Below are 25617 nucleotides of genomic sequence, written 5' to 3'. Positions count from 1 at the left end.
TCATGAAAAGAATTCCATTCCTTCTGTTCTGCCTTCTGCTGACCCTGGCCGGCCACACACAATCTCCACCATTAAAAGACTCCATTGAGAAAAAATATCTCACCAACGGAGCCTGGCGCCATCATTACTTTTCAAAGGAATGGCAACTTTATCTGGATAGTGCACTGGCCGTACTGCCGGATGATGCGAAGTTCTGGCAACTAAAAGCTATGCCCTATTTCAAGCAGCGGAAATATGAAGCCGGCATGGTATACCTTGATAAGGCTGTTCAGCTGAATCCTGCGGCATACCTGGATTACAGGGCATTCATCAAATGTATCTTCCAGAAATCCTATCATGCTGCTATTGCAGACTTTGAAGCAGCGAAGCGCCTGAATGCACATCAGGGAGTAATGGACCACTCCTACAATTTTTATATCGGACTCAGTTATCTGCAGCTCAATCAGTATGACAGCGCAAGGTATTACCTACAGCAATGTATGGCTGAACGGCAACAGCAAAACAAAGAAGCGCCCATGCATTTCCTGTATGATTTCTATATGGGCATAGCTGATTATGAAACAGGCCAATACGATTCTGCTATCGCGCATTTCAACACGGCCTTAAGTCATTATCCAGACTTCTCAGATGCCGGTTACTACAAAGCCTTGTGCCTGATTAAGCTGAACAGAAAGGAAGAAGCAAAGCTGGCAATGGCCAAATCTATACATGATTATAAGGAGGGTTACACCATCAATGAAGATAATGCGGTGTATGAGCCTTATCCATATCAGGTACGCGCATGGCTGTTCTCTTATTATAAAAATCTGCTGGGGTTACAGGAGCCTCTCAAATGATAACTACCGCATTCTATTTTGCGTCCGGTAAACAAATAAATTCATCATGACAACTATTCATACTACACGCTGATCATCAGGTTGTACAAGTGCCTCGTTCGCCTAAAACCCTTTCCAACACTGAATTCTGATAGCAGGCAAGCACAACCCCTCAATGGCTTTATTGGAAAAATAGTCTAACTTGTTCAAACCTCCGTAAACTCCATTATTTAAACCTTCAAAATTAAGTTTTATGTCAAACGCCAAACGTTTAACCCTTGATGATTTCCAATTAGAAGAAATTACCAGCGGAAATGAAATTGACAAAATGCTCGGCCTGGCTGCTGCCGGCTGTCACGTTACCGGTCCGCACACCAATCCTGACGGCAGCGTAACCCTGATTGACTACGAATGGGGTGCAATGAGCCAGGCTCCCAATTTAACTCCAGGCAGAGTCGATGTTCCGCTGACAATTCAGTAATTATCCGTTACCTGAAACTTTAAAAAGACCAGGATTAAATACAATAATCCTGGTCTTTCAATATTTTAAACCCCTGCCGCATGTTAAAGACAATAACAATTTCCCTGCTGCTGCTCTCCGTTTGTCATAGTGTATCCGCCCAGCACCTTGATTTGTCAAAGCAGGAAAAAGACTCGCTGATCAGTTTATTATTCCAGGCAGATACGGAAGACCAGCGATACAGATCTGGTATGCAGGAGGTACAAAGCAAGTATGGCGGAGACTCTCCGGAGATGAAGACACTCCTCAGAAAAATGACCGTAGCAGATTCTATCAACCTGATAAAAATATCTTCTATATTGGATCACTATGGATGGCTGGGACCAGCTGCTATTGGCAGCCAGGGCAATGCCACATTATTTATGGTAATTCAGCATTCAGACATTAAAGCACAGGAAAAATACCTGCCCATGATGCGTGATGCTGTGCAAAAGGGCAACGCCAAAGCACGCAGCCTCGCCTTACTGGAAGACCGTGTAGCCCTACATCACGGCCAACGGCAGTTATATGGTAGTCAGGTGATCTGGAATATGAAAACAAACAAGTATCAGCTGGCCCCACTCGAAGATCCGGATAATGTTGATACCAGGCGGCTTACAGCCGGTCTTCCACCGCTTAAAGAATACCTGTCTGTCTTCGGCCTCGAATGGAATGTTGAACAATTCAAAAAAGAAGCTGCCGCCAATGAAGCAGACTTCTTCAAACGCACTCCCGGTACCCCTCACTAACGGCCAGGTATCAACGCTTTCATTTGATCTACATAAGCCGGTTTACGCATTCCTACCAACACATGATCAATTCCCTGATTGATATATTCCCGGCATAAAGCAGCTGGTAAAGCAGCAGTAGCAGCAGCGGCCAACAGCTGCTCCAGGTTATTCTCCTTCAGATAGGTGATTACTCTTGCAGAAGAAGTTTTCCGGCAATACTTCCAGGTGAGCTGCTGAAAAGTGCGGAACAGCTCCATTTCAGCCGATGGAATATGATTATCAAACAACAGTTGCGCCATCGGGAAAAAGGTGCCGTGGATAAGTTTGTTATAGGCTTCTTCATGCGGAATAGCGCGCCAGTTGTCTTTCAAAAAAGACAGCATGGTAAAATCCTTCATCGTGCTGCCAGGTTTCTTTTCCTGTAGTTTATACTCCAGCAACCGGAAACACTCCGCGTGGACAGTTATATCTGCCTCCTCCTCTTCTGCTGTGATGGCCATCTGATGTGTGACCAACCGAAGCACGCCGGTAGGAGAATTTGCATTCAAAGGCCGGTTACCAAACGTTTTGATAGAATGGGCCGCAGCAACTTCCAGCAGACTTTTCTGTGTATCGCCGGCAGTATCACCTGCCTGCTGCTCAATAATATTATAGGGAAACTGTGCCAGCCGGAAATGATGTGTGGAAGACACTTCCTCCGCGATCTTTATCAGCTGATACAGGTTGGTTGATTTAAAGGAATCTGTTACGCTCATCGTATTGGAACTAACGCCGTAGTACCTGATCCGGCCCGCAGCCACCTGCGTTTCCAGAAATTCAAATGCCTTCTTAATTCTTCTGTAATATTCATCTGCAGTGGGTTCTACCTGCTGCTGCTCAAAGAAATACTCTGGTGAATGCAGCAGAAAACCATCTATAACGTTTCTGCCTAAACGTTGCATCGAAATGTCCATCTGAAACGCGAGGTATTCCGGATGAACAGAGTGGCAAAAGTGCTCATTGAGTACCACCAGGTCATCTAGTCCCCTACCCGATTTATGCAGCTCTTTTAGGGCTACCAGGTTGTCATTGCTGATATATCCCGCCTTTGTAACGATAAAGGTATTATCATGATCAGATTGTTGCAATACCTTTCCAATCAGTTTTTCCGAATCACCGTTTTCATAGTTGGAAGCTGTATCCAGCAGATTGCATCCGTTGTCAAGTGCGTACTGCAGTGTAGCCGCATGTTCAGGAACACGGAGTGACATCCTGTACATGCCTAGTCCGACGCGGCTTAATTCATTCAGCTGTATCATCAAATTAGTTTTTGTGCGTAATTATAAAAATTAAAATGTATTGCCAGATAATAATTAAGATAGAATTTCACAAAAGGAATCCTAATGGTAACGGACATAGGTATTTATAAATCAACATGGGGAAATGCAAATACTTTTCAGGTTCAAAATATAATTGGCTCGGTATGAAATTAACTATAAATTCACAGTATTGTCCGGATAAAATAAATCAATAAGAAACAAAAGGAGACTTCACCCCAATAGTTTATGCGTTTGGGTTACTACTCTTAAACGCATCAAGCTGGCCAAAGATACACTCACCAGGATATAGACTACATTCGATTCAGTATATTTTATCCCGAACAATAGTGATAAAATTCGTCATTCTTAAACCCAAAAACTATTCACATGTCAAACACTCAACGTCTCTCCCTCGATGATTTCAAACTGGATGTTGCCAACAGCGACAACGAAATCGAAAAATTAATGGGTATGGCAGCAGCAGCCTGTCATAAAACATGCAACCCTATGCCGGATGCTACCTACATTGACTTCGTAGATTACGAAGCGGAAATGGCACAACAACAACAGATCAATTTCAACGTTGGTGTGCGTCAGGTTACTTTTTAAGCACTAATGCTTGATTCCTGTAAAACCGTTGCCCTTATCAGAGACTGCGTCAATTCCATCCTGTTCACATCCTCTTCTGGTACCCAAAAGTTTTCCCTATGCATGATACTCGTTTATCATTGGAAGATTTCAAGTTAAATGAAATCAGTGTCGATAATGAAATCGACAAACTGCTTGGCCTGGCTGCCGCAGCCTGCCATACCACCTGCAATCTTGATCGTGGTGATATTATTGACTGGATAGATCACGAGGCAGAAGCCAGTTCCACTCCAATCAATTTCAAGCCGGGAGATATTTCAATTAAATGAATTATCCCCGATTAAAACTAAATGTGATGTCAGTATAAATGACATCACTTTTTGTATTTAACCTACCCCTACGCTTATGGTGTTGATCATATCGAAAGATATGGAGCCATCTACTGATAAAGTAATAGACTGGCTTTACTATCTGGGAATTCCCTTCCGTAGAATTAACGGCGTTGACCTGTTATCTCCTGATTTACCTGCATCCCTTACCATCAGTCAGGAAAAACTGGATGTCCACTTTATGGGAGATGTGAAAGCTGATCTTAGTGAAATAACAGCTGTATGGTATCGGCGTGATGCCACCTGGCACGTATTGGAAGCTCCTATTGCCGCTATCAGGAACGAAGCCTATTACAACGATATAGTACTGCATCTTAATAATGAAACTTCCATCGCCAAAAAAGCCCTGTATTCATTTTTAAATATAGAAAAAAAAGTACTTGGCAATTTTGGTAAATCAACGCTCAACAAAATAGAAATACTGGCGCTCGCCAAAGGCGTAGGGCTAGATGTACCGGCCACCCTGATAACCCGGTCAAAAGCGGATGTCAGGAACTTCATTGACAGCCACGGTCCGGTTATTACCAAAGCGTTATGGGAAAGCCCCGGCATACTCATACAAAAAGAACAACTGGAAAGCTACACCAGCTATACCGAAGAAATAACTCCGGAAATAATGGAGGCCATCCCGGAAACTTTTTATTATTCCCTCTTCCAGGAGAAACTGGAAAAAGAACTGGACCTGCGCATATTTTATCTGGATGGTACCTGTTATGCCATGGCTATTTTCTCGCAGCTGAACAATCAGACAAAAGTGGATTTCAGAAAATACGCCAATAACAGAAATGTGCCATACCATCTTCCGGAAACAGTCACACAGCACATTACGCAGCTTATGCAGCTCCTGCAACTGAATACAGGCTCCGTTGATATTGTGAAAACGAAAGACGGCAGATATGCGTTTCTGGAAATAAACCCGGTAGGGCAATATGATATGACTTCCGTACCCTGCAATTACCAGTTGGATAAAAAAATAGCTCAATTCCTCAGCCAGCATGAACAACAGTAAACATATAGCCGACACACAGCCGCTGCCGAAAGAGTTAATTTCGGAACTTCCCGTGAATTATTTTCTCTTCATCAAAAGTGTAAGCGAACGCCCAACATTTGCGCCAACAGCCGTTGAAAGCGATATACATAAAACAACATCACATGTGATTATGCCATTCTACAAGGCAATTTCAAACATCTTATAACTGTATGGATTCTAAAAAATGGTTCCGGCTTTTTGCCTCCTGTCAGATTGTTCCGGGAAAATACAGCAGCGCTGTTTATGACCTTGACCGGTCAGCTATTTATGAGCTGCCCAATCATTTACTGGAAGTCCTGCAGCAAACAGAAACAGTGCCTGTTGATGATATGGAAGCTGTTTTTGGCCACGAACAGGCTAGCCAGATCCATACCTTTCTGGATAAATTCGTTGATAAGGAAATTGCTTTCTACACTACGGAACCAGAGCGGTTTCCGTCTATAGATTTTACATGGGAAATGCCGCGTTTTATCACCAATGCTGTTATTGAAACAGATGGAACACATGCATTTGATTACCATCAACTCCTGTATCAATTGGATCAGCTGCTGTGCCAGGCTTTACAGCTACGCGTGCTCCATGTACCTTCCAAAGAAGAGCTGACAACCATGCTGCTGGATAACATAGCAGCGGCACAGCTGAACTACATAGAGTTGTTGTTACCCTTTGACGAAACTATTTCCCTTCAGGATCTGCAGGCCATCATGGACCAGCAGCCCCGGTTACGCAGAATATTTATTTATGCCGCAACAGCAGATGAAATTCTGTTGAATGAAAGTGACCGGTTTGGCAGAAAAATAATCTCCTTTCAGAAAGATATCCGAATTGATCCCTTTGAAAAAATAAGACCAGACAGGTTTTCGCCCAATATTATCAGCTATCCGGAAGCACTGCATCATAACATAGGACTGAACAGGAAAGTGTGTATCAACAGCAAAGGAGAAATAAAAAACTATTTATCACACACCGCTTCATTTGGAAATATTAACAATGTCAGGCTGGATACAGTTATTCAGCAGGAAATATTTCAGGAGAAATGGTTTTTATCAAACGATAAGATCGAAATATGTAAAGACTGTAAATACAGGTACGCCTGTGTAAGTAACAGCGATATCCGGGAAGAAGCAGGAAAATATTATAAAGTGGACATGTGCTCATTTAACCAGCAGGACAATACCTGGTACAAATAAACGGTAGACAACGATGATGCGTTTTTTAAGAAAGAAACCTTTTCCTTTTTTTAAGCAGATAGACCAGTTCGATTGCGGGCCAGCCTGTCTTAAAATTATATCCAAATATTTTGGCCGGAACTTCAGCTCTGAACATCTGCGCGACATCTGTAATATCACTCCTGATGGCATTACCATCAAGTCGTTGATGAAAGGTGCAGAAGCCCTTGGATTCAAAACTGTACCAGCTTCCATCACCTATGAAGTACTGGAAAAAAAAGCACCACTGCCCTGTGTAACCTACTGGCGCGACCGGCATTTCCTGGTGGTATATGAATTTAAAAACGGACAGGTAAAAGTAGCCGACCCTTCGCATGGATTAATTACCTACAGCAAGCAGGATTTCATGGAAGCGTGGCAGAATAACAAACTGGCAGACGATACCACACAGGGTATTGTACTGCTGATGGAACCCACTTCCACCTTCTTTGAACAGAAAAATACAGATGCTTCCAAAGGGTTGCTGGGTATTATTCCATACCTAAGGAATTACACCAAATACATCATACAGATTTTCGTTGGATTGTTGATGGGCAGCATTATCCAGCTGATACTCCCTTTTCTCACCCAGAAACTGGTAGACAAAGGCATTAACCTGAACAATGTGAGTTTTGTATATGTGCTGTTATCAGCCCAGTTGATGCTTTTCTTCAGCATGTCCTTTATTGCTGCCATCAGAAGCTGGCTGCTGCTCTATGTGGCGGCCAGGATCAACATGCTGATATCATCCGATTATCTGATCAAACTACTGAACAAAACCGTTTCCTTTTTTGATTCGAAAACACCGGGGGATATTGTACAGCGGATCAATGAATCATCCCGCCTGGATGCCTTCCTGTCTTCCGCCCCGGATGCTTTCTTTTCCTATCTCAATGCCATCATCTTCCTCTTTGCACTGGCATATTACAGCTGGACCATCTTCTTTATTTTCACACTGGGAATTGCCATATATACCCTCTGGGTATGGTCTTTCATGAAAAAAAGGGCTGAACTGGATTTCAAACGCTTCGATTCTTCTTCCGGCATGAACAGTAAGTTGATACAGATCGTTGGCGGTATACAGGAAGTGAAGGTGAATGGCTCAGAAAAGAAACATATCCGCGGCTGGGAGAAAGTACGTGTTGAATACTTCAAAACTTCTGTTTCCTCCCTGAAGCTCACACAATTTCAGAGTATAGGCGGTAACGTTATCAATGAGGCAAAAAATATCCTCATCACCTTTACCTCTGCCCTGCTCGTCATGGATGGCAAGATTACGCTGGGGGTCATGCTCGCCATTCAGTATATCGTTGGTCAGATCAATTCACCCATGCTGGGCCTAGTCTCCTTTTTCCGTTCCCTCCAGGATGCCCGCCTTAGTATGGAACGCTTCAATGATATCGATCATATTACACCGGAGCAGGAATTACTGAACAACGAATCATTGATGAAACTGCCGCCTCAGAATTATGACATACATATCAAAGATCTGAATTTCTCCTATGTACGGGATACCAATGCCCTTGTACTGAAGAATTTAAACCTCACTATCCCCAAAGGCAAGATCACCGCCATTGTGGGGGACAGCGGCAGTGGCAAAACCACCCTGCTGAAATTACTACTGAAATTGTATCTACCTACTTCCGGAGATATCACCATCGGTGATTATAATCTCCGTCATATTGCATCTGACAGCTGGCGCGCTCTGTGCGGCACCGTTATGCAGGATGGTTATATTTTTTCGGACACCATTACACAGAATATTACAGAATCTGCCAGCGAAGAAAACATCGACATCAGCAAACTGCTGGACGCTGCCAAAATAGCCAATATAGAAGAACTGATCAATTCATTGCCTGCCGGTTTCAATTCCATCATCGGCGCTGCAGGATCAAGCGGCAGAACACTGAGCGGCGGACAAAGACAGAGAATACTCATTGCCAGGGCCGTTTATAAAAATCCGGAGTTCCTGTTCTTTGATGAAGCCACCAGCGCCCTTGACGCCAACAATGAAAGAAAGATCGTAGAGAATCTGGACCTGTTCTTCGAAGGGAAAACAGTCGTGGTTATTGCACACCGCCTCAGTACCGTCAGAAGAGCAGATCAGATCATTGTGCTGGATAAAGGAGAGATAAAAGAGATAGGCAGACATGAAGAACTGGTAGAGAAAAAAGGATATTATCATACGTTAATTAAAAATCAGTTAGAAATTGCCAATTGACGAAAATAAAATCACCCGCATTAATATCAGGAGTGAATACTTCCAGGACATTCTGGATAAAGTACCTTCCAGGATCGTAAGTTATGGAAGTACCGGTATGCTGCTCATCTTCCTGATTATCTGTATAGGCCTTAAACTGGTCAGATATCCGGATGTTATCACCTCAGATGCAGTCGTAACTACCAATACACCGCCCGTGGAGCTGCACAACCGCGTAAGCGGCAGAATAGTCAACCTGCTCCGGCGGGATCAGGATACCGTAACTGCCGGCGATTGGGTAGTAGTACTATACAACAGTGCCAACTACAAAGAAGTGCTTAAACTGAAACAGCTGCTTAATACCCTCAGTGGGCCCCACTTCTGGGATAACATCGATACTGTGCGGTTTGAGGAATTAACCAGCCTTGGTGACCTGCAATCAGGATATGCCCAGTTATACAAAAGCGTGGAGGAACTAAAACTCTTCCTGCAGCTGAATTTACAATACCGGCAGCTGGAGATCAACTCCCGGCGTGAACAGAATATGACAGCGCTGCAGCAACAGCTGTATAACAAACTAGCCATTGTTCAAAGGCAAAGCCAGTTATCCAAATCAGACCTGGATAGAAACAGAAGTCTGGATAGCCAGAAGGTGGTTGCCAGAACTGAAGTGGAGCAAAAAGAAATCACCTATCTGAACACAAAAAACAACCTGGAAGAACTGCATAACAACATCGTCAACAACCAGCTGCAGGTACAGGTATTGAAAAAAGAAAACGCTTCCCTGAATGCAGATCATGCCAATACCTTGTTCACACTCAAAAAAAATATATACCAGCATTTCAGTGATCTTTCGTTTCAGCTCTCCGAATGGCAGCACAAGTATATACTGGACGCCCCCATCAGCGGTATCCTGAACTTTTATGATATCAGAACCGCTGATCAGTTCCTCACCAATGAGCAAAAGGTTTTCACCATCACACCTGCCAGGGTACAGGATTATTTTGCTATTGCCAAACTACCAGTCATTAATTCAGGAAAGGCGCGCGTTGGACTACAATGTAATATTCGGCTCAACAACTACCCCTACACGGAATTCGGAATGCTGAAAGGTACCATTGTATCTATATCAGCGGCAGCGCAGGCAGGCTTCTATAGTGTAAAAATTAAACTCCCCGGCCAGCTGAAAACAACACTGCAGCGGGAACTGGATAATAAAAGTGAACTGATTGGACAGGCAGATATCATTGTTGAAGACATGTCCCTCTTTGACAGACTGTTTAATGCCATCATTAACAAAAAGACTTATTAATATGAATTATTACGAAGAGTTTGAGAAGTATCTGCCCCATGTAATTGATTCTATGAAGAAAATGCTTTACAGCAGGCATAAAGATATCTTTGCCAGGATTGACTTCTATAACGATAACATTTTTCTGGAGCCATTGCTGTACACTTATGTTCATCAGCAGGACACACGATGGCTGGATAGTATTATTTATGGCTACGAACAGCAGAAGAAGGCACAGATAAACGTTTTCACCAATGCAGGCGGTGTTGTTTATCTACCGGCTGTCGGATATTTAAGGACTGGCTTTCCCAATGCCACCCTCCTCCTGACAACCACGAACAACGAAATGGCACTGACCAGGGATAATAACCCGGTAACCTATGATTTTGAGCCACTGTTGTTTTCTGCTCATGGTATTGAGATGATGAAAGAGCAACATCCTTTACTGGAAAGCGTTTTCATTGAACAAGGCAACCAACCAGGCGACATTCTGGTGGCGGATATCTATAAAAATCACCTGGAAGCATTCGACAAAGGAATGGATATCATCAGCAGGAATAACCCGGGGCATTTCAGGCTGCTGTTGCAAAACATGCGAAAGGCCATGCTTTTCCATTCAGAAAGGCAGAATTCATTCGCGGTTTTATCTGCCCACAACATGATATTTTTAAATGTCAACACCTGGGATGATGAAGTATTTTTCGCTGATCATATTTCCCATGAAGGTGGCCATGTGACTTATTTTACACTCACCTATGAATCGAAATCCAGGTTATTTGATTGCCATTACAATACCCCTTTAGGTGATCTCATCGGAGAGCCAGGCCGGTACCCTGCCGTATATCTCTTTTTTCATGGGCTGTTTACTTTTGTGGAGATCACCAAAACATTGCAGCGATGTATTTCGCAACCGGAATTTTCTGTCAGGCAGCAGCATGATATAAAAGGGCGTTTCATTTTCCATATGCAGCGGTTTAAATTATCGCTGGATATGTTTGCCGGGATGAACATCTTCCAGGAAGAAGGCCGGCAGTGGTTTTCCCTGTTTCAGGAGCAGTACCTTGAATTTGAGGAGCAGTTTCAGGCCCTGCTTCCCCTGTATAATCTCAGCGGACAACCATATGATTTCAACAGTAAAATCTTCGCTGCTGTTAACGATTTACAGTAATTATGCTGCTGGTTTGCACTGAATGAAATACGTTCATCAAAAATCCGAAATTCATTTCTACATCCACATGATAATTACTTCTCCTTTTTTTGGTATATTTATATATACCCTTTAACCATTTATCGTATGCACTTTATTAAAAAATCTATCATTCTATTGCTAACATCATTTGTTACAACCACGCTCTGCGCACAAACGAATATTTACTATTCAGACATAGATCTGTTTTGGAAAACATTCGATCGCCTACATACTGTTAATGACTCTGCACAGCAAATACAATTGATACAGACCATGTATCTTGATAAGGGGACCAAAGGATTAAAAGAACTGGCCCACATCAGAAACTGGACACCCCAAAAATTTCAGAAAAGCATTTTTGCTCATCCGGATTTCTGGGCATCTGTCAGACCTAACACACTGAAAGTAAAAGAGACCAGAGCAGGTATTGAAAAATTAATAGCAGCATATAAAAAGTTATATCCCTCATTTAAAATACCGGCCATCTATTTTACAATTGGATATCTTGGAACAGGCGGGACTACCACAGAAACGGAGGTACTAATAGGAACAGAGATCGGAGCAGCAGACAGCACCACTAACTCAATGGGACTGAATCCTCTTTTACAAGGCATTTTTAAAGACAGCAAAGGCATTTTGCATGTTGTGGCGCATGAACTCACTCACACTCAACACAAAGGAGGGGATATGGAGGATAGAGTCCACTCCAACCTGCTTGGATATTGTATTGCGGAAGGCTCATGCGATTTTATAGCGGAATTGTTGTTACAGTACCCGTTAAAAACTCCGTACATTCGTTATGGTAAGGAACATGAAAAGGAAATATGGCAAAAATTTAAACAGGAAATGTACGGGACTGAGTTAAAAGACTGGTTGTATAATGGAGTTGATCTGGGATACTTTGTTGGATATGCCATCTGCAAGTCTTATTACGAGCATGCTACAGACAAGGCCAAAGCGATCGATTATATAATAAATTTAGACAATGAACAGATTGCTGAATTAGATAAGTTTTTGGCAGCTTCCAGGTACATGCAGTAGCACTTTCTGTCCTATTGTTTCATTTTTCCGGGGGTTAAACCAAATTTTTTTCTAAAAGCGGTGCTGAAATTATTAGGACTGTTGTAGCCCAGCATATATGCTACTTCATTCACCTGCATTCCTTCATCCAGCAACATTCTCCGGGCTTTCTCCATTTTCAGTTCCTGTATATATCCGAATACGGTTTCTCCAAAAATTTCTTTAAATCCTTTCTTGAGCTTAAAGGTATTAAGACCCGCTTTTTTGCTGAGACCTATCAGAGAATAATCTGCGATAGGATCTTTATCGATCATCTCTTTCACAAAATATATTTTATCCACATCGGCAGAAAAATCACATAGAAAACTACATCCACCCCGGCCTGATCTTTCTTCAAGCGATTCTGTCTGCAACAGGAAAAGCTCCATGATCCTGGCTTCCAGGAATAGCTTCTTATAGTAGCCGGTACGCTTACAATAAATAATATCGCTCAATACAGACAACATTTGGGGGCTAATGCCTGCATGCCGCTGTTCCGCAGCCATTATCTCCTTGCGGGAGATGTGATCCAGCATAATATTATGCAACGCAGATTGCTCATGCATGATACCTTCGAAATACTCTTTCCTGAAAAGTATCTCCAGCATCACCACTGGCTCATTGGATGCACTGTAATGATAATTAGTGATACTATTAGCCGGCACAGCAAACAGGTTATGCTGCAACTGATCAAACATGCTGAGATCCTGCAATACTGTATTTTTCGCGGTAAGCCTGCCGCCAAGAGAAAAGTGCATTTCCACAAAATCATCCGGCGAAACAAGGTCCACCTGCATAGGCTGTAATGCAGACACCTGGCTGTAATGCACATCAATTCCGCCAAGTGAAGTATAAGAGCCATTACCTACCCATCCATCTTCCGGCTTCATGGTATAATATTGTTCCTTCATGCCTTTCGTATGGTGGGTTTCTGTCAGGTTTCCGTACTGCTCCAATGTGGTTACATACATAGTTCTTCCTTTACTCATTATCAAAGGTCGGTAATATTCCGAAAATACTTCTCTCATACTTTTTAATCCCTTCTTCATACTATATCCTGTTATCACTGCTTCAACTTTGCCATCTAAATCAACAAAGATGTACACAGACTCCATGACAGAATACGGCTACAGAAGAGTGGTGATCACGCTGGTGGCCATGCTTTGCTCTATACTTGAACTGCTGGATACTACTATCGTGAATGTAGCGCTGAATGATCTGCAGGGCAACATGGGGGCAACATTATCAGAAGTAAGCTGGGTAGTAACGGCCTATGGTATCGGCAACGTGATCATCATACCTATGACCAGTTGGCTATCACGGCAGTTTGGACGACGGAATTATTTTGCCGGCTCCATCCTCATCTTCACTGCATGCTCGCTGCTCTGCGGCCAGGCCAACGATATCTGGACTCTCGCTGTCTTCCGCTTCTTCCAGGGTATGGGCGGAGGTGCGTTGCTGGCCACTTCCCAGACTATTATCACAGAATCGTATCCCATCGAAAAAAGAGGACAGGCGCACGCCATCTACATGATGGGAGTTATTATAGGTCCTGCTATGGGTCCATTAATCGGTGGTTATATCATCGATAACTATAGCTGGCCTTATATTTTTTACATTAATATACCACTTGGTATTCTTGCGGCTTTACTTACCCTGCAATTTGTACGCTCACCGCAATATGGCAATAAGATGTCCGCCAGACAAGTAGACTGGATGGGCATCCTATTGCTCGCGGTTGCAGTAGGCGCGTTGCAGTTTGTGCTGGAGAAAGGGCAGGAAGAAGACTGGTTCAGCAGCCAGCTCATTACGATATTATCGGTAGTGGCGGGCATGGGCATGTTTTTCTTCATCTGGCGAGAGTGGACATATGATCACCCTATTGTGGCGCTGCGTGTATTAAAAAATGGTACGCTGGCAGCAGGCACTTTGTTCTCTTTCATTTATGGTTTTGGCTCTTATGGTTCTACTTTCATTGTACCGTTGTTCACACAGTCGCAGCTGGGATGGCCTGCTACAGATGCAGGTTTGCTGGTATGTACTACCTCGTTATCGAGCCTCTTGATTTTTCCACTTACCACCCGATTATTGAAATCCGGTATCAAGCCACAGTATGTGATGTTTGCCGGCATGATACTTTTCTTCGGCAACTGTTACATGAGCTCGAAGATACTTACGCCGGATACGGGTTTCAACGTATTCTTCTTTGTGTTGGTATTCCGGTATTTCGGACTGAATATGATACTGCTCTCTGTGAGTGCTATTGCCTTCTCCACATTAAAGACACATGAAATTGCGGATGGCGCGGCATTCACCGGCATGCTGCGACAATTGGGCGGCTCCTTTGGTATCGCTATCATCACCACCTATATTACCCGACGCAACGCTGTACATCGTACAGATCTCGTCAGCCATCTTCATATAGCCGATCCCGTAGTATCTGACCGATTGCACCATATACATACCTCTTTTTTATCCAAAGGATTCACGCATGATATGGCATGGAAAAATAGTTATAAACTGATGGATACCATTGTGAACAAGCAGGCCACCTTGTTATCATACATGGACGTATATACGACCATTGGCTTATTATTTCTGGTATGCGCTCCATTTGTCTTACTGATAAAGAACAAAAAGAAAGCAATAGTGGCAGATGTACATTGATTCTTAAATACTGGAAGATGAGAAATTTCGATTTTAAGCAACCTCATTTTGTGATTGCCTTTTTCAGGAAGGCAGATGATCGCTATCAAATACATCAGCAACAAGTGGTAATGCAGCGTACTATACCATCATCACAGACTTACTTCATTATTTTTTCAGTCAGATCAGATGAAGAACTGTGGCGGATTATAGCCTGCACCCCTGTAGCAACACAAATATTTTATGCATCGCCTATCAGTTTTAACCCGGATAATATTCCCTGGGAAACGATCTGGTGGCATCATGCGCAGGCATGCGCCGGCTATCTCTGCTACCATTGTGAAGAGTCATCCGAACATAGCCTTACGGTTCATCTGCCGCGAGCTGATAATGCAGACGCTAAAAGGGGTTGAACCCGGCTAAAAAAGAAGAAACCCGCACAATGTGTGGGGTTTCTTCGAGATATGCAGATCCTTTAGTTTTTTTACAAAAAACTGTTTAAGTAGGTCAAAATTATTGTCGTCTGCTTCATTAGGCTAACATGTCCTTGTCCAGGAACAATGGCCAATTGCGATTTGGGCATTGCACCAAAATCTGCAGTAACAGCACCTCCTAATAATTTATAGGTTTTTATCAATTCAATTTTATCCAGGCCATCATTGTCACCGGCTATGATCAATACCGGTGCAGCAATTTTCGAAATATTGGAGTCACCCAGGTCGAATGGCGTCGCACCTGAAGCAATCATCTGCTCTAAGAACTTTGTCCATTTTGTTTTATCAGGTGCTACTGCATCGTATGCGGCTTTCATAGGCGTGTTCGTAAAAAGCTCAGGCTTCATATTTTTAAACGCATTGATTACCTCGGGTTCCCAACCACTACTCTTATAAGAAGAAGAAATGATAACTAATTTTTTTAGCCGTTTCGGGCTTTGTATAGCGAACTGGTAAGCCACTTTGCCGCCAAAACTATATCCTACTATATCCGCACTGTCAATTTTCAGGTAATCCATTACTTCTTCTACATCACTAGCCAGGGTATCAAGAGATAATTTCCTATCTGAAAACGGTGTATGTCCATGCCCCTGCAGTTCAATAGCAATTACTTTTCTTGATTTTGATAGCTCAGGGATTATCTGGCCCCAGTTCAAATCTATTGTCATATAAGCACCATGTAATAAAACAATAGGCTGACCCTCGCCATACACTTCGTAATAAACTTTGATGCCATTGACAGGTGCATAGCCATTTTCAGAAGGCTTGATGTCTTGTCCGTAAGATTGAAATGTTGTAGACATAACGATTGAAATTAGTATTATTAATTGAAGGAAATCATATGTTTTGAATAGATTTTTCATACGCCAATCAGATCCAGTTCAAATTTTATTGACAATACAAAGATGGAATTCCTTACAGAATTTGATGCAGTGTAGAAACGACAATTTAGGGGTTATTTCCGTCGAAATAGAGAAGACCTGTGATTCACGTTTTCCATCAATAATTTGTTGTTGAACAGTCGTTCCAGACGCAGCCGCCGATTCGGGTCAGTATCTTGTTTGAGGAATAGTATAAATGATCAGGAGGTATAAATTACTTGAATCGACACTTTTTGCCCATGACCTGACCGCCATATCGGTATTTATTGAAAAATATTGGAAAGAAAACCCAGGGTCTAGTTTTAAGTGAAATACCCTACAAAATGTTAGTATAATATCAAAATTGGGGATGGCATAGCAATAGTGCCTCCCACAATTGGAGTGTTTTTAACGATATCCGGTAAAGAAAAAAACAGTATATTTAAGTAACCCAAATCCGTCATAGAATAACTGATATTATGCCCCATTTCAACAATTTGGCAGAGGCAGCAGAGTACTTGGCAAAGCAACCCGAAATAATGGACAACTACACAAGATTCCAGAAAAAAAAGCAACCCTGGTTCTTTTCACCTAATGGAACTCTGGCTGGTGCTACAGCAAAGCCAATACGGTTTAGTTCCTGGTCAGATTGGAATAACCTGTCACAAAATCAGAAACGTTTCCTTATTGAAAGTGCGCATTTAAAGGAAACGAGTATCGGGCCGAAGGATTATCAAAAATTGAAATCAGCGTATTTTAGATGGCCTTCGCGTTTATATCCGGTTTATTGGGGCGGCGGCGACGCAGAAGCGTATACCTGTAGTGTGTTTGTGGGTGATTGTATGTTTTATTGCGGATTTACCAGTGTTAACGGTAAATATCGTTCTGCTAAAGATTTCTGGATGGGAAGGGTAAACGGATTTCACTTGGTAGATAAGGATAAAGGAGTAAAAAGAGGAGATGTATGTACATATAAAGAAGGTGAACACGTAGAAATTGTAACGAGCGTCGACGATAGTAAAAGCATTTTTGGAAATTTGTCATTTTGTTCCCGTGGTGCTGGTCATAGTACAGGTGAACAGGGAGAGGAAAGATGCGGATGGGGAGTAACAGCGGACAGATATGTAAGTATTCCCGAATGGAAATTTTTTAGATTAGTCAAATGAAAAAGCCTATTTTAAATACTATCCTTACGAGCATAGTGGAAATTGTGTTATTCTTTTTCCTGTATCGTGTATTTTATAACTATTTCCCATTTCATAGGCCGGCTGGTCGGTTTATGATAGCTGGGGGAGACTACTATTTGATACTCCCTGTCTCTTATATAATTGGCTCCTTTGTATTAAACTTTATTTACTTCAAAAGTGATCAGTCCCGAAGCCGCTTAATACTGTATGCATTGACATTTGCTATTTTGACAATGATAATTTTTACTGCAGTTTGTGTCTATCAGTTTAGTCCGTCTTTCTATTTTATGTTTACGTTTGAAATGGGGATATATTTCTTTTGCTGGCTTTTATTGGGTGCAATAATACAAAGTGTGGGATTCAATTTAATGTCGAAGGCAATAAAAAAGGGGAAAAACAAGGGCATTTCGACCCTGTAAATAATTGACAATTAATTTATAGGGCACAGGAGGCAAAATTCTTCGAACTAAAAAAGCCTTCAAATCTAACGATTTGAAGGCTTTTTACTTTTCTGCGGAGAGTCAGGGATTCGAACCCCGGGACCTGTTACAGTCAACAGTTTTCAAGACTGCCGCAATCGACCGCTCTGCCAACTCTCCAAGTGGAGCGCAAAGGTATGTAAGAAATTTTAAACCACAAAAATATTTCTCAATAAATATTAGCGGCTGATCATAAACCGGATATCCCTGCTTTCATTTTCGGCCACCACCCGCAGAATATAGATGCCTGCATTAGCGTTCCCCAGTGCCCATTGGGAGTCTATCACCAAAGCGGGGCTATACTGTTGTTTGGCCAGCACCCTGCCATTCAGGTCAAACACCGATACGATCACCTGTTGCCTGCGGCTCATTTTAATCTGGAGGTGGAAGTTACCGTCATTGGGGTTGGGTGATAGTATCAAGGTATCTATTACACGTACCGGCAGACTGTTGGACGGGCCCGCCAACGGATCGTAGGCGCTGATCTGGATGTCTTTGCGTACTTTATAACTGCATTCGCCGAAGGACCCCTGCATCTCCACCCAATAGGTACCCGGACTAGTGAATTTTATCAGCGGCGTGCCTCTGTCATAGCCCAGCAGGATGGCCTGCGGATCGAAGGTCCAGCTGACGAAGTCTGGCGCCGGCAGGCTGATTTCCTTGATAACCAGCGTATCGTAGGCGTTTTTGCGGGAGGCCACCAGGAAGTTGACATCCGGCTTAACATTGCGTTTGGTAATGGCGGTCTGCTGACTAACACTGCAACCATTTGCATCTTGTACCTTCACAGTATAGTCGCCGGCAGTGAGGTTGCCGAAGGCATTGTCACTACCCCAGGTACCGCTGCCCAGTACATATTGGTAAGGAGTAGCGCCACCTTGAACAGTGGTGGTGATGGTGCCATCATCGATGCCATCACATATTTGTGAGCCGGCCACGGTCATGGCGAGTACCGGCGGCTGAGTTATGTTATAACTATAGGACTGGCTGCAACCCTTGCCATCTGTAATTTTCACGGTGTAGCTGCCGGCTTTGAGCTGTTGCACCTGCGCACCATTCAGTCCGGTGCCGCTCCACTGGTAACTGTAACTGCCATCACCACCGGTTGTTTGTAACAGTATCGCTCCGCTGGCTTCTCCATAACACCGTATGGGCGTTACCGTAGCATCAGCGGTTACAGGTGGAAACATAGCCGTTACAGCCGCCGTAGCTGATGCGGCGCAGCCATTCACGTCTTTTACCTGAAGGGAATAGTCACCAGCCGGCAATGCTGTAAATACGGTATTCGTCTGTGCCGCTTCGTTGTTGAGTGTATACTGATAAGGTAAAGTACCACCTGCAGCCTGCAAGGTGATTTCACCGGTAGGACTGCCACCACAGGGCAAATGCGTGATGTCGGAAATCACCAGTGACAGCGGTGCTGTGGGTTGTTGTAAGACAACATTTTTAGTGATTTCACAACCACGTCCATCCCGGACTTTGAAGATATAATTACCGGCGCCTATGTTTTTGTACTGAGCTCTATTCGTGTAAGCGCCACCGTTAACACTGTATTGATACCCCTGATAGCTGCCGCCATTGCCACCGCTGGTAGCCAGGTTAATTTCCCCATCAGTCAGGCCATAACAGGATACCTGCATACCATGATAATCGGATGTGCTAACAGTTGCATTCAAAGCCGCTGCCGGTGCTGTAATACTAAACACAGCACTTTCCGGAGAATAACAACCAGCGGCATCTTTCACCCTTATCGTATAATTACCCGCTCCCAGCGGAGTGTTATTATTAAAAGACGTATAGGCGCCACCGTTCAGGGCGTATTCATTCACCAGACTGCCAGTGCCGCCATGGGACTGCACCTGGATGGCTCCTGCCGTACCAAAACAAACGATATCCTGACGGGCGATATTATCAATCACAATAGGCGTATTCAGAGAGACCACTTTCACCGGCAAACTGATACCACAAGTATTGGCATCTCTAACCGTAACAATATAATCTCCGACCGTCAGTCCGGTAAACACTGGGCTGGAACTCCAGTTGGTGTTGTCTATACTGTACTGGAGAGTGCCAGTGCCGCCACTACCCGCCACGGTGATCATACCTGTAGCAGCCGTTGCGCAGGGTACGTCCCGCTTACTTACCAACTGCACACTCAGCGCCTGAGCGGATTCGGTAAAGGTATAACTCTGCGATGTAACACAACCACGGCCATCCAGCACCTTTAGCGTATGCTGGCCTGCTTTGATACCGGTGAGCAAGGGATCACTACTAAAAATACCGTTATCCAGTGCATAGGTGTAACCACTGTAAGTGGCACCATTACCACCGGTAGCGGTTATCTGCGCGGTACCATTGTCACCGCCCGCACAGGAAATATTATGACCATTATAATCTGAAAGCGTGGCTGAAAAGCTGACTGCAGCAGGTGGAGCTGTCAGTGTGAGTTTGTTGTTATAGATAAGGCTGCAACCGCGTCCATCTGTTACCTTCAACGCATACACGCCGGCATCAAGACCAGCACCGCTGCTATACGTACGGGATGTGGACCAATTGTCGTTGCTCATGCTGTACTGATAAACCCCATCACCACCTGCAGCATTGAGTGCAACACTACCCTGAGTACCAAAACAACGGATATCCGCTACCGTAGCTGTAGTGATATCTAATGCCGGATACAGATAGTCAACCACAATAGAGGTATCTTTGGTACAGCCATTGGCATCTGTCACGTGCAGCGCATAACTTCCCTGTGCCAGATTACTGATCGTGGTAGCAGCCATCAAGGCACCATTCACATAGAGCTGATATGGCGCAGCGCCCCCCTGAATACTCGTGGTAATGCTACCGGTAGCAAGACCATAACAGTCAATATTCTGGTGGGTGGCATTGATGCGGAGAGAAGGCTGTACCAATGTTACACTGCCGGTAACCACACATCCACGGGCATCTTTCACACTAATACCGTATGTACCAGGGCCAAGGTTTGAAAACACATTCCCGGATTGATAAGCTCCATTATCCAGTTTATATTGATATCCCGTATAGGCACCACCGTTACCACCGGTTGCCAGCACGGTGATTTTACCGTCTGCTGCACCATTACAAGAGATATTAAAGCCGTTGTAGGAAGAGAGTTGTGTTGTAAACGCCAGCGCAGTAGCTGGCAGCGCAACATTATACGCATCCGGCAGCTCCAGTGTACAACCTTTACCGTCTTTGATCCTGAAATAATAAGTACCGGCCGTATGCAGGGCTGTACCCGAAGTAAACGTGATGTAATTGGTGCCGTCCAATGTCCAGGCATAGGTATAAATGTTGTCACCACCGCTGGCGGAGAGGGTAACGGCAGCACCATCCGCCAGGCAGGTAGCCTCTTTGATAGTCACTCCGCCGGATTGCAGGGCCGGCAGCTCAGTGATGGTAACTGTATTTGAAAGTACCGAACAGTTGGCGGACTTACTATCGGAAACGGTTACACGATAAGTACCCGGAGCTAATGCGTCGATCTTAATATCGGTATCATACCAGAAAGGATCTGTCACCCACACACCTCCTTTCAGTTGTTCCCACTTGTATTGATAGAAGCCGGAGCCACCGCCGGCAGTGGCTTTCACCATACCATCCCGGGCGCCGTTACAGGTGATGTCTGTTTTCTGAAGACTTACCTGCAGCGGTAGCGGTTCTGCGATAGTCACTGTTTGTGTGAGTACGTCGTTACAACCCGGCACGCTGTTTTGTACTTTGATAGTATAACTACCGGCGGTTAATGCGCTGAAAATACCGTTGCTATTGCTGACCGGGCTACCACCAGATTTGGTGAGGGTGAAAATATATCCACCGGAGCCACCGGCAGCGGTGTATTGTAATGAACCGTCGTTGCCGCCTGCACAGGTCACCATGTTGCGGGCATCCATGGAAAGAGTGAGTGACGGTACCATATCCAGGGTAATAGCGGTACTCCAGCCGGGACAGGAAAGTTTGTCATTATTCAGTATTTCTACCGTATAGTTCCCTCCGTTTAGTCCGCTGAAAGTATAGTTGCTGAAGGGAATTCCGCCAGTTTGCTGTATGAGCGTACCATCTTTATACAGATTGTATTTATAGTTAACGATACCAGGATCGGGCACCACTGTGATGCTGCCATTACCCGGGCTGGTACAGGTGGGGGCTGTTGGCAGTACAGTTCCTTTCACCTGCGCTGGTTCAGTGATGTTAATAGGTGCCGACTGCACCGCACCACAAAGTCCATCCCTCACTTCTGCCACATAAGTTCCTTTGGGTAAACCTGTCCAGGTAATGGTGTTACCGGTACCATGCTGTTCTGCTTTTACAATGCCGGTACTATTTCTTAACGTAAAAAAATAGCCGGTACTGTCTCCTGCTCCACCAGCGCCCAACACCGTAATTTTACCATCGCTGCCGCCGAAGCAGCTCACCGGCGTCAGTTGGGTATCATTAGAGCTTACGGTCAGCGCATCATATTCCTTTATCTCAATCTGTATCGGCTTGTAACAGTTTCCTGCTGATCCCGATTCGTTGATCACCCAAAGGGTATACACGCCTTTAGCAATATTTTTGATGTCGATAACACCTGTTACAGGCATTACTCCATTACTCCAGTCAACGATATCTCCGCAGTTGGAGCCTGTACCTCCTCCCAATCCGGGGTCGCAGGGCTGCGTAACATTGCCGGGCCGCAGCATCCATCTCATATTGGCAAAGTTGCTGGAAACAGCTCCGGAGGGAACGATGATTCTCGCGGTATTCAAGCCTTTACAGGTACGGGTAACCTGTATCCTACTGACATCTACCTTTGGTGGTGGTGGTAAAAAAGTATAGAAATTGGTTGGATTGGAATAAGGAGAATAGTAGGTAATATCGCTATAAACCGCTACCACCCTGCATCTAAAGCGCACGTTCACGGGAGCGGTCTTCACGGATGGCACCCATACCAGCGGATCAAAGCCGCAATAATACGCTGATGGACACCGATAGAATTCAGTCCAGACATTGGTATTACCAACACTGAACTCCCAACTGGTATAAGGGCTACAGTAACCCAAATACTCAAAAAGCCGCCAGTTGTTCCGCGACTCAAGTCCCAAACCCTCGTTAGCACAAATCTGGTTCGATGTATTGCTTTGGGAAGGTACCGGGTCCCTTGGAGCAATCATTTCGTACACTGCCTGCGTAGGAAAACCTATATTAAAACTAAAAAAAGCTGGCGGAAAAGCTCCATCTCTATTATACCATCTTGAGTCAACAGGATAAGCATCAAACTCTCCTAAGACGCCAACACCCAGATCTGAGGTAATAATAAGGCCCGGACTATATTTGGTATATCCGGATAACATATAACCTGGTCCCTGGTTAATTACTCCTAAAAAACCATTATATGCGGGATCTAAATCACTATACCATCGGACTGTACCCAGGTTGGAACCATTATCAGGCAAACTGAGGAAAAACCTTACAGGCTGTGGCAACTCGAAAGAAGTTGTGTACTGCCCATATCCTGAAATGCAGGATAGTAGCTCAAGGCAAAGCCATGAAACGAGGTACAAACATTTTTTCATCTCCAACTGATTATCAGAATGAATAGGTATAGTTCACGGTGCTGGTCAATTCATTGTACCCCGGCTGTGTACCGCTGGCACTGCGCAACAGCCACATCACAGTAGCTCCGATGTTATGCGATTGTTTGTTGTTGAATAATTTCTTCTTCCCCTCTCCTCCTGTACTTTCATTTTTCTGTTTTGTTTTGGGAGAATAATTGATGTTGAAACCAGTATTAAAAAGCGTACTGTTAGTAGTGGTGGCAACGCCCGCCTGTTGTGAAGTAGCCTGCGTCATGTTGTAGGTAGCTGTGAGGCCAGTGCGCAGTGTTTTATCGAAATACTGTTTATTGATGTTTACACTCGGCCCCATGAAAGAGGTGTTCAGTCCGGCAGCTGTATTGCGATAGTAGTTCACCGCACCACCCAACGACAAGGCCTGTGGTTGCAGACTATAGGAATAACTCAGATTGGAGGTAAAAAATTTGTTGAGATTTTCTGTTGCGTCTTTGGCGCTGCTTTTATCGCTGGCAAACTGATAAGAAGTATTGAGGGAGATGGAATGCTGCACCTTTTTGTTACCGGTGCGATACATGATCATCCCATTATAGTTGTTGTTGACCTGATAAAAATCCAGTGTATCCAGTGGGTTGGTGAAATAAGGATCTACCAGCGGACGGATGCGGGTATAGTTGCTGAAGTTGGAATAACCGCCGTTGATAGCCCAGTGATCGTTGGGCACCACATTCATGTTAATGTTGGCCACCAGCCGTTTGGCATCACTGTTTTTGCTGTTGTCCAGGTTATTGACCTGCATACCGGCGTTGGCAGCGATATTCACCCGGCCGCCGAATAACTGAAAAGCCGGTGCGATCGTGATGTTACGCATATCATTGACCACGTTGTAGGCACCCAGCGTTACATAATCGGGGGCTACTCTTTCATAACGCAACTGTATCGTATAAAAACTGCCGGTATAACCCAGCCCGGCCTGTATGGCATCAAAATAACGGGTGCTGCCGGTAGGTGCAAGGAACTTACCCAGTAAGTTGGAGGTACCACGACTGCTGTCGAAAGCATTTTTTTCAGAACGGGTATCACGGTTGAGGGCTGATACGGAGTACTCTACGTCCACGAATACACGCTTTAGAATAGTCTGTCTTACATTGAAGGCCATGGCCACATTCTCCCGGGGTGTGATGGTGGCATCATCCGGGATATAGGGAATAGAGCCTGCATTGTCTTTTGCTTTGAACAAGGAAATACTATAGGCGTTACCTTCATTTTCATATCCCATCTTCACACCATAACCAATACGCTCAAAGGCAGCACGGTTGTAACTTTCAGGCTTCAACACATCAAAAGGCACTGCCTTCAGCAGTTTACCATACATGGCAGACAGACGCCATTTGCCGGGTGTCAGTTCTACACCTAATCCGTCAAACATATGCCCGGCCAGCGTATAGTTGCTGAAGTTCATACTGGTAGTGCCGATGTAAGCCCTGGCCCATTTATAGGAAGGTGCAAAACGAAACTGATTGAATGGCTGGGAATAATTTCTCCCCTGATTACTATAACTGAAGGAGAAAGGCATATCATAGCCAAACAGGTTGATATTAAGATTACCGTTGAGATACCAGGCAAGAGGGTCACGGCGGCTGTCAATACCGCTGGCACTGTAGGCTGTTGTACTGGCACTGACAGAACCACTCATGCTCACTCCTTTTTTGATGCCCAGCTGGTCCAATGCCTGGGAATAGGCTATGGATGACACTAACAGCAACAGAAGGATAAACCACGTCGTCGGGCAACAGCGTTTTCTACACATATATAGGGATAGGGCCTTGAATACATTATATTCATCAAATATATAAACATTATACATTTTATGAAAAATAATAATACTCAGATTTTTCCTAAAAAAGAAAACCCCGTCCGGTAAACACCGGACGAGGCCCCTCTTTCTATTTTGGCTTACTGTTCTTGCGGTTAGTCTTTATTCATCTGTTGATTCCTATATTAATCTTGTTGTTGTTTTATCTGCAATCATCGCTGGATTCTACTTCCTTTCGATCGGCTAAATCCGGTCTATAGTA

19 protein-coding genes and 1 tRNA gene are annotated in these 25617 nt (G+C 44.2%); 14 read left to right on the top strand and 6 right to left on the bottom strand.

What is annotated here, in order from left to right; all coding sequences use genetic code 11:
- Positions 1–2 precede the first annotated feature (2 nt).
- From DF182_RS22515 to DF182_RS22505, 3 genes are all read left to right on the top strand, one after another.
- Positions 3–836 (top strand): tetratricopeptide repeat protein, encoded by an 834-nt coding sequence (locus tag DF182_RS22515; RefSeq protein WP_113618041.1) that lies wholly within the window; start codon positions 3–5, stop codon positions 834–836.
- Between the two features lie 232 nt (positions 837–1068).
- A complete protein-coding gene (locus tag DF182_RS22510; RefSeq protein WP_113618040.1) occupies positions 1069–1296 on the top strand; it encodes a hypothetical protein in 228 nt (75 codons plus the stop codon).
- An 80-nt stretch (positions 1297–1376) separates the two neighbouring features.
- Positions 1377–2063 carry a DUF6624 domain-containing protein gene (locus DF182_RS22505; protein ID WP_113618039.1) on the top strand — a complete coding sequence of 229 codons (687 nt, stop codon included), beginning with the start codon at positions 1377–1379 and terminating at the stop codon, positions 2061–2063.
- Here DF182_RS22505 and DF182_RS22500 read toward each other — a convergent pair.
- Positions 2060–3343, bottom strand: a complete 1284-nt coding sequence (locus DF182_RS22500; RefSeq protein WP_113618038.1) for an aldo/keto reductase — start codon at positions 3341–3343, stop codon at positions 2060–2062. The two genes, DF182_RS22505 and DF182_RS22500, sit on opposite strands and share 4 nt — an antisense overlap.
- Positions 3344–3730: 387 nt before the next feature.
- Here DF182_RS22500 and DF182_RS22495 point away from each other — a divergent pair, with 387 nt between their 5' ends.
- The 8 genes from DF182_RS22495 to DF182_RS22455 all read left to right on the top strand — a co-directional run bounded on the left by DF182_RS22495 (position 3731) and on the right by DF182_RS22455 (position 12279).
- A complete protein-coding gene (locus tag DF182_RS22495) occupies positions 3731–3952 on the top strand; it encodes a hypothetical protein (RefSeq protein ID WP_113618037.1) in 222 nt (73 codons plus the stop codon).
- Positions 3953–4050: 98 nt separating this feature from the next.
- Positions 4051–4260: a hypothetical protein gene (locus DF182_RS22490; RefSeq protein WP_113618036.1), complete on the top strand. Its 210-nt coding sequence runs from the start codon at positions 4051–4053 to the stop codon at positions 4258–4260.
- Between the two features lie 76 nt (positions 4261–4336).
- Positions 4337–5329: a grasp-with-spasm system ATP-grasp peptide maturase gene (gwsG, locus tag DF182_RS22485; protein WP_113618035.1), complete on the top strand. Its 993-nt coding sequence runs from the start codon at positions 4337–4339 to the stop codon at positions 5327–5329.
- Between the two features lie 191 nt (positions 5330–5520).
- Positions 5521–6540, top strand: coding sequence for a grasp-with-spasm system SPASM domain peptide maturase (gene gwsS / locus DF182_RS22475; RefSeq protein ID WP_113618033.1), 1020 nt, complete (start codon positions 5521–5523; stop codon positions 6538–6540).
- A gap of 13 nt (positions 6541–6553) precedes the next feature.
- Positions 6554–8779: a peptidase domain-containing ABC transporter gene (locus DF182_RS22470; RefSeq protein ID WP_211327187.1), complete on the top strand. Its 2226-nt coding sequence runs from the start codon at positions 6554–6556 to the stop codon at positions 8777–8779.
- Entirely contained in the window at positions 8769–10070 is a 1302-nt protein-coding gene (locus DF182_RS22465) for an HlyD family secretion protein (RefSeq protein WP_113618032.1), read from the top strand. Before DF182_RS22470 ends, DF182_RS22465 begins: the two co-directional genes overlap by 11 nt.
- 1 nt (position 10071) lies before the next feature.
- Positions 10072–11217: a hypothetical protein gene (locus DF182_RS22460; RefSeq protein WP_113618031.1), complete on the top strand. Its 1146-nt coding sequence runs from the start codon at positions 10072–10074 to the stop codon at positions 11215–11217.
- Between the two features lie 126 nt (positions 11218–11343).
- Entirely contained in the window at positions 11344–12279 is a 936-nt protein-coding gene (locus tag DF182_RS22455; RefSeq protein ID WP_113618030.1) for a hypothetical protein, read from the top strand.
- A gap of 11 nt (positions 12280–12290) precedes the next feature.
- Here the strand turns inward: DF182_RS22455 and DF182_RS22450 are convergent, their stop codons facing one another.
- Positions 12291–13346, bottom strand: coding sequence for a helix-turn-helix domain-containing protein (locus DF182_RS22450; RefSeq protein ID WP_161964221.1), 1056 nt, complete (start codon positions 13344–13346; stop codon positions 12291–12293).
- 49 nt (positions 13347–13395) lie between these two features.
- On the opposite strand from DF182_RS22450, the gene DF182_RS22445 reads away from it, so the two are divergent.
- Together DF182_RS22445 and DF182_RS22440 are read left to right on the top strand one after the other, a co-directional pair.
- On the top strand, positions 13396–14964 hold the full coding sequence (locus DF182_RS22445) for a DHA2 family efflux MFS transporter permease subunit (RefSeq protein ID WP_113618028.1): 1569 nt from the start codon (positions 13396–13398) through the stop codon (positions 14962–14964).
- Positions 14965–14981: 17 nt separating this feature from the next.
- Positions 14982–15356, top strand: coding sequence for a hypothetical protein (locus tag DF182_RS22440; protein ID WP_147243507.1), 375 nt, complete (start codon positions 14982–14984; stop codon positions 15354–15356).
- Between the two features lie 71 nt (positions 15357–15427).
- Here the strand turns inward: DF182_RS22440 and DF182_RS22435 are convergent, their stop codons facing one another.
- A complete protein-coding gene (locus tag DF182_RS22435) occupies positions 15428–16240 on the bottom strand; it encodes an alpha/beta fold hydrolase (RefSeq protein ID WP_245957517.1) in 813 nt (270 codons plus the stop codon).
- Between the two features lie 536 nt (positions 16241–16776).
- Between DF182_RS22435 and DF182_RS22430 the strand changes: the two genes are divergently transcribed.
- A complete protein-coding gene (locus DF182_RS22430; protein ID WP_113618025.1) occupies positions 16777–17463 on the top strand; it encodes a hypothetical protein in 687 nt (228 codons plus the stop codon).
- A 535-nt stretch (positions 17464–17998) separates the two neighbouring features.
- On the opposite strand, the gene DF182_RS22420 is transcribed toward DF182_RS22430, so the two are convergent.
- The 3 genes from DF182_RS22420 to DF182_RS22410 all read right to left on the bottom strand — a co-directional run bounded on the left by DF182_RS22420 (position 17999) and on the right by DF182_RS22410 (position 25349).
- Positions 17999–18083 (bottom strand) — tRNA-Ser (locus DF182_RS22420).
- A 59-nt stretch (positions 18084–18142) separates the two neighbouring features.
- On the bottom strand, positions 18143–23542 hold the full coding sequence (locus tag DF182_RS22415) for a T9SS type A sorting domain-containing protein (RefSeq protein WP_113618023.1): 5400 nt from the start codon (positions 23540–23542) through the stop codon (positions 18143–18145).
- Between the two features lie 13 nt (positions 23543–23555).
- Complete coding sequence (locus DF182_RS22410; protein WP_147243506.1) at positions 23556–25349, bottom strand: hypothetical protein; 1794 nt, start codon at positions 25347–25349, stop codon at positions 23556–23558.
- Positions 25350–25617 lie beyond the last annotated feature (268 nt).

This window comes from Chitinophaga flava (genome assembly GCF_003308995.1).
In the GTDB taxonomy this organism is placed as follows: domain Bacteria; phylum Bacteroidota; class Bacteroidia; order Chitinophagales; family Chitinophagaceae; genus Chitinophaga; species Chitinophaga flava.
This window is presented reverse-complemented; position numbering and strand designations above follow the sequence as displayed.